Below are 4,987 nucleotides of genomic sequence, written 5' to 3'. Positions count from 1 at the left end.
CGGATGCGCGGCGAGATCGAGCAGGTCGTGAGCCGGATCAACGGCGAGTACGGCCGGGTCGGCCATCCGGTCGTCCATTACCTGCACCAGTCGATCGACCGCAAGGAGCTGTCCGCGTTCTTCTCGGCGGCGGACGTCATGCTCGTCACGCCGGTCCGCGACGGCATGAACCTCGTGTGCAAGGAGTACGTCGCATGCCGGCACGACCTCGGTGGCGCGCTCGTGCTGTCCGAGTTCGCGGGTGCGGCGTCCGAGCTGACCAGCGCGTTCCTGGTGAACCCGCACGACCTGGACGGTGTGAAGAACGCCATGCAGGCCGCGCTCGAGGTCGACCCGGCCGAGGGCAGGCGGCGGATGCGGGCACTGCGCCGGCAGGTGCTCACCCACGACGTCGACCGCTGGGCCAGGTCGTTCCTGGACGCCCTCCAACCGCAACCGGAACAGCAGCTGACCTGATCACGGACAGGGGCGAGTCTCCGCTTCGATGGGCGATACAGTTCCGCTCTGCCACCGTGTGCCAGCCTGAAAAATTCGCACACAACCCGTCGCCAGAGAGTCGAAGACGACCGTGACCATGACCGCTGAGACGCTGTCCGCTGAGCTACGCAGGGCCATCGTCCAGATCGCGCGTACCCCGCGTCTCCTGGTTGCCTGCGACTACGACGGCACGCTCGCGCCGATCGTGGAGAACCCGGACCAGGCGCGCCCCATGACCGAGTCGGTCGGGGCGCTGCGCTCGCTCGCCGCACTGCACGAGACGACCACCGCGGTGATCTCCGGACGCGCGCTGCGTGACCTCGCCACCCTGTCGCGGCTGCCCGCCGAGGTGCACCTGGTCGGCAGCCACGGCTCGGAGTTCGACATCGGCTTCGTGCACGCGCTGGACCCGCAGGCCAGGGACCTGCACCGGCGCCTGGAGGACGAGCTGGAGCGGATCACCGACGGCGCCCAGGGCGTCCAGTTGGAGGTCAAGCCGGCCAGCATCGCCGTGCACACCCGCCGCGCGCCGGCCGACGTCGCCGGCACCGTCAACGAGGCCGTCCGCTCCGGACCCTGCGCGTGGGATGGCGTGCAGGTCACCGAGGGCAAGGCGGTCATCGAGTTGGCCGTCGTGCAGACCGACAAGGGCCGGGCGCTCGACACGCTGCGCCACCAGCTCGGCGCGACCGCCGCGATGTTCCTCGGCGACGACGTGACCGACGAGAAGGCCTTCGCCCGGCTGTCCGGCCCGGACCTGGGCGTGAAGGTCGGCGACGGCGAGACGCTGGCCGGGTTCCGGATCGCCGACCCCGTGCAGGTCGGCATGGTCCTGGCGTTCCTGCTGGAGGAGCGCCGCAACTGGCTGTACGGCGATCAGGCCCCGCCCATCGAGCGGCTCACGATGCTCGCGAGCGAGCGGTCCGTGGCGCTGCTCACGCCCGACGCGCGGTTGACGTGGCTGTGCCACCCGGAGCCGGACTCGGCGGCGGTGTTCGCGGACCTGCTGGGCGGCCCGTCCGCCGGGCACTTCTCGATCCGGCCGGAGCGCGGCGGCCTGCCGCTGGGCCAGCGGTACCTGCCGGGGACCATGACCGTCGAGACCCGCTGGTCGGGCCTGCTGGTCACCGACTACCTCGACCACTACACCTACGCCCACCGCACCGACCTGGTCCGCTGCATCTCCGGCTCCGCGCCGGCGGTGGTCGAGTTCGCGCCGCGGCCGGAGTTCGCGCAGGTGCAGGTCCGGCTGATCCCGTCCGCGGACGGGCTGCGGGTGCTGGGCACCTCCGACCCGGTGGTGCTGCGGGCACCCGGCATCCAGTGGGAGATCACGGGTGACGGTATGCACGACACGGCCCGCGCGGTCGTCCGGCCGACCCCGGACCAGCCGGTCGTGCTGGAGCTGCGGTGCGGCACCAACGACCTCGACCCGCACGAGGTGGCCGAGTCCGAGCGCGCGGCGCGGGCGGCGCGGTACTGGACCGAGTGGCTCGACGGCCTCACGTTGCCGCCGGTCGAGAAGGACCTGGTCGCGCGGTCCGCGCTGACCCTGCGGGGCCTGTGCCACAGCGAGACCGGCGCGATCATGGCCGCGGCGACCACGTCCCTGCCGGAGGAGATCGGCGGCGTCCGGAACTGGGACTACCGCTACTGCTGGCTGCGCGACGGCGCCATGACCGCGAAGGCGCTGGTGTCGGTCGGCTCGACCGTGGAGGCGGAGAAGTTCCTCGGCTGGCTGCACGGCGTGCTGACCACGCTGCCCGGGCCGGAGCTGCTGCACCCGCTGTACACGATCGCCGGCACGACGCTGCCCGCCGAGGCCGTCATCGACACGCTGCCCGGGTACGCGGGCTCGCGGCCGGTGCGCGTCGGCAACCTGGCCAACCAGCAGGTGCAGCTGGACGTGTTCGGCCCGGTCGTGGACCTCGTCGCCGCGCTGTCCGAGGCACGCGGGAAGCTGACCGACGACGACTGGCGCATGGTGTGCGCGATGGCCGAGGCCGTGGCGCGCCGCTGGTACGAGCCGGACCACGGCATCTGGGAGGAACGGCACCGGCCGCGGCACCACGTGTACTCGAAGGTCATGTGCTGGCTCACGATCGACCGCGCGATCAAGCTGGCCTCGACCTACGGCCGCGAGATCGAGGCGTCCTGGCCGGAGCTGCGGGACACGATCGCCGAGGACGTGCTGACGAAGGGTTGGAACGACGAGGTCCAGTCCTTCACCACCGCCTACGACGGCACCGACCTGGACGCGGCGACCCTGCTGGTCGGCATGGTCGGCCTGCTCGACCCGGCCGACGAGCGGTTCCACGCCACGGTGACGGCGATCGAGGCGGAGCTGCGCAGCGGGTCCACGGTCTACCGCTACCACCGCGACGACGGCCTTCCCGGCGACGAGGGCGGCTTCCACCTGTGCGCGGCCTGGATGATCGAGGCGTACCTGCTGACCGGCCGCCGCACCGAGGCGGAGGACCTGTTCGCGCAGATCGTCGACGCCGCCGGTCCCACCGGCCTGCTGCCGGAGGAGTACGACCCGATCGCGGAGCGGTCGCTGGGCAACCACCCGCAGGCGTACTCCCACCTCGGCCTGATCAGGTGCGCGCAGCTGCTGGCCCAGTGAACGTCGACCGGGTCATCGGGCAACAGCTGATGTGAGGACGATGACCCGGCGGGAGCCGGAGCCGCCCCCCGCCGACAAGGACCGCCCGTACCTGGGCGGCCCTGAACCGGCGGTGGAGTTCGGCCGGCTCTTCGACGCCTACGCCCGGCCGCTGCACCGGTACCTCGCCCGTCGGGTCGGCGCGGAGAACGCACACGACCTGGTGAGCGAGACGTTCCTGGTCGCGCTGAACCAGCGCCACAGCTACGACCCACGGCGGGGTGCGGTGCGGTCGTGGCTGTACGGCATCGCGACGAACCTGCTGCGCCGGCACGTGCGCCAGGAGGTGCGTGGCCTGCAGGCCACGGCCAGGTCGGCCGGCCACGCCCCGGGCCTGGAGGCCAGCCACGAGGCCCGGGTGGCCGACCGCCTCGACGCCGCGGCCATGGCCGCACAGCTGGCCGGCGCACTGGCGACACTCGCCGAAGGCGACCGGGACGTGCTGCTCCTCACGTCCTGGGCCGGCCTCGACTCGACCGAGGTGGCCGACGCGCTGAACATCCCGGTCGGCACCGTCCGCTCCCGCCTGCACCGGGTGCGCAAGTGGCTGCGGGCGAACGCGCCGACGTATCGAGGGGAGGGCGAGAATGCCTGAGGACAACGTGCGCCCCATGTGGTCGGAGGACGAGCTGGACCGGGCGCTGGCCGCGCTCCACGCCGCCGGCCCCCCGGACGAGCAGGCCCTCACCCACGTCCGCAGGGCACTGCTGACGGCGGCCGGTGCCCCGGAACCAGCGGTCCCAACCCGCCCACGCCGCCGCTGGGCCTGGTGGACGGCCGCGGCCGGCACCGTGCTTGCCGTGGTGGCGGGCGTGCTGGTGGTGCAGACCGTCCAGTTCGAGAACACCATCCCCAGCGCGGACGCGGTCGCCCAGCTCAACTCGGCCGCGGACCGCATCACCAGCGTGGACGAGCCACTCGGACCGGGCCAGTACCGCTACATCGCCACACACGCCTGGTGGCTGGCGAGCATCGACGGGAAGTACGCCTACCTGGCGGAGAACCTGCTGGAAACGTGGGTCCCCCCGGACGAGAAGCAGGACTGGCTGTGGCGCCGCGACGTGACCGGCGCCCGGAAGTGGATCACCGGCAGCGAGGCGGAGGCCAGGAACGCCGGCCACCCCATCGACGAGACAGGCTGGCCGGAGGGCGAGTGGCGAGCCCCGTGCGGCGACTGGTTCGCACAGGAGGAGGGCCGCGAGCCGTGCAAGACCCCCGGCACCTGGCAAACCCCGAACGAGGAGTTCATGGCAGCACTGCCGAGGGACCCCGGCCGCCTGTACGACAGGCTGCGAACCGACACCAGGGGCCACGGCCCGGACGAGAACCAGGAAATGCTGGTCTACGTGGCGGACATGCTGAGAAGCGGCCTGGTCCCGGCCGACCTACGCGCGGCACTGTACCGAGTGCTGGCGAAGGTACCGGGCCTACAGATCACCGAACAGATGGCAAACCTGGACGGCCAGAAGGGCACCGCCTACGGCGTAACCGCGGCAGGCACCCGCCACGACGTAATCATCAACCCAACAACAGGCCAGTTCATGGGCGAACGCGAGATCACCGAAGACGCCATGGACGATATCCCGGCAGGCACGGTCACGGAGTACACCTCGGTGACAACAGCAGTAGTCAACGGCATCGGCGCCAAACCCTGAAGCAGGGATGCCCTGATCGACGACAAAGACCCCGAGCGCCGGCCGGAGAACCGCTGACCCGGCGAAGCGGCGAAGCGGCGAAGCGGCGAAGCGGCGAAGCGGCGAAGCGGCGAAGCGGCGAAGCGGCGAAGCGGCGAAGCGGCGAAGCGGCGAAGCGGCGAAGCGGCGAAGCGGCGAAGCGGCGAAGCGG

General features: G+C 71.7%; 4 protein-coding genes. All 4 read left to right on the top strand.

Going from position 1 to position 4,987, the window contains the following annotated elements; translation table 11 throughout:
• A partial coding sequence (locus tag ACJ73U_RS01355) for a trehalose-6-phosphate synthase (RefSeq protein WP_407775627.1) occupies positions 1-456 on the top strand: 456 nt, incomplete at its 5' end.
• A gap of 118 nt (positions 457-574) precedes the next feature.
• Positions 575-3,103, top strand: a complete 2,529-nt coding sequence (otsB, locus tag ACJ73U_RS01350) for a trehalose-phosphatase (RefSeq protein ID WP_407775626.1) — start codon at positions 575-577, stop codon at positions 3,101-3,103.
• A 40-nt stretch (positions 3,104-3,143) separates the two neighbouring features.
• A complete protein-coding gene (locus tag ACJ73U_RS01345) occupies positions 3,144-3,737 on the top strand; it encodes an RNA polymerase sigma factor (protein ID WP_407775625.1) in 594 nt (197 codons plus the stop codon).
• Positions 3,730-4,797, top strand: coding sequence for a CU044_5270 family protein (locus ACJ73U_RS01340; protein ID WP_407775624.1), 1,068 nt, complete (start codon positions 3,730-3,732; stop codon positions 4,795-4,797). The genes ACJ73U_RS01345 and ACJ73U_RS01340 overlap by 8 nt, the downstream gene beginning before the upstream one ends.
• Positions 4,798-4,987: the final 190 nt, after the last annotated feature.

The organism is Actinophytocola sp., from assembly GCF_045807065.1.
Classification (GTDB): domain Bacteria; phylum Actinomycetota; class Actinomycetes; order Mycobacteriales; family Pseudonocardiaceae; genus Actinophytocola.
Note: the sequence above shows the minus strand (reverse complement) of the source record. Positions and strands in the feature narration are given on the sequence as shown.

Bases quoted from the DNA above. Each gene is read 5' to 3' on its own strand.
- otsB (WP_407775626.1), top strand. From the start codon at position 575: ATGACCGCTGAGACGCTGTCCGCTGAGCTACGCAGGGCCATCGTCCAG.
- ACJ73U_RS01345 (WP_407775625.1), top strand. From the start codon at position 3,144: ATGACCCGGCGGGAGCCGGAGCCGCCCCCCGCCGACAAGGACCGCCCG.
- ACJ73U_RS01340 (WP_407775624.1), top strand. From the start codon at position 3,730: ATGCCTGAGGACAACGTGCGCCCCATGTGGTCGGAGGACGAGCTGGAC.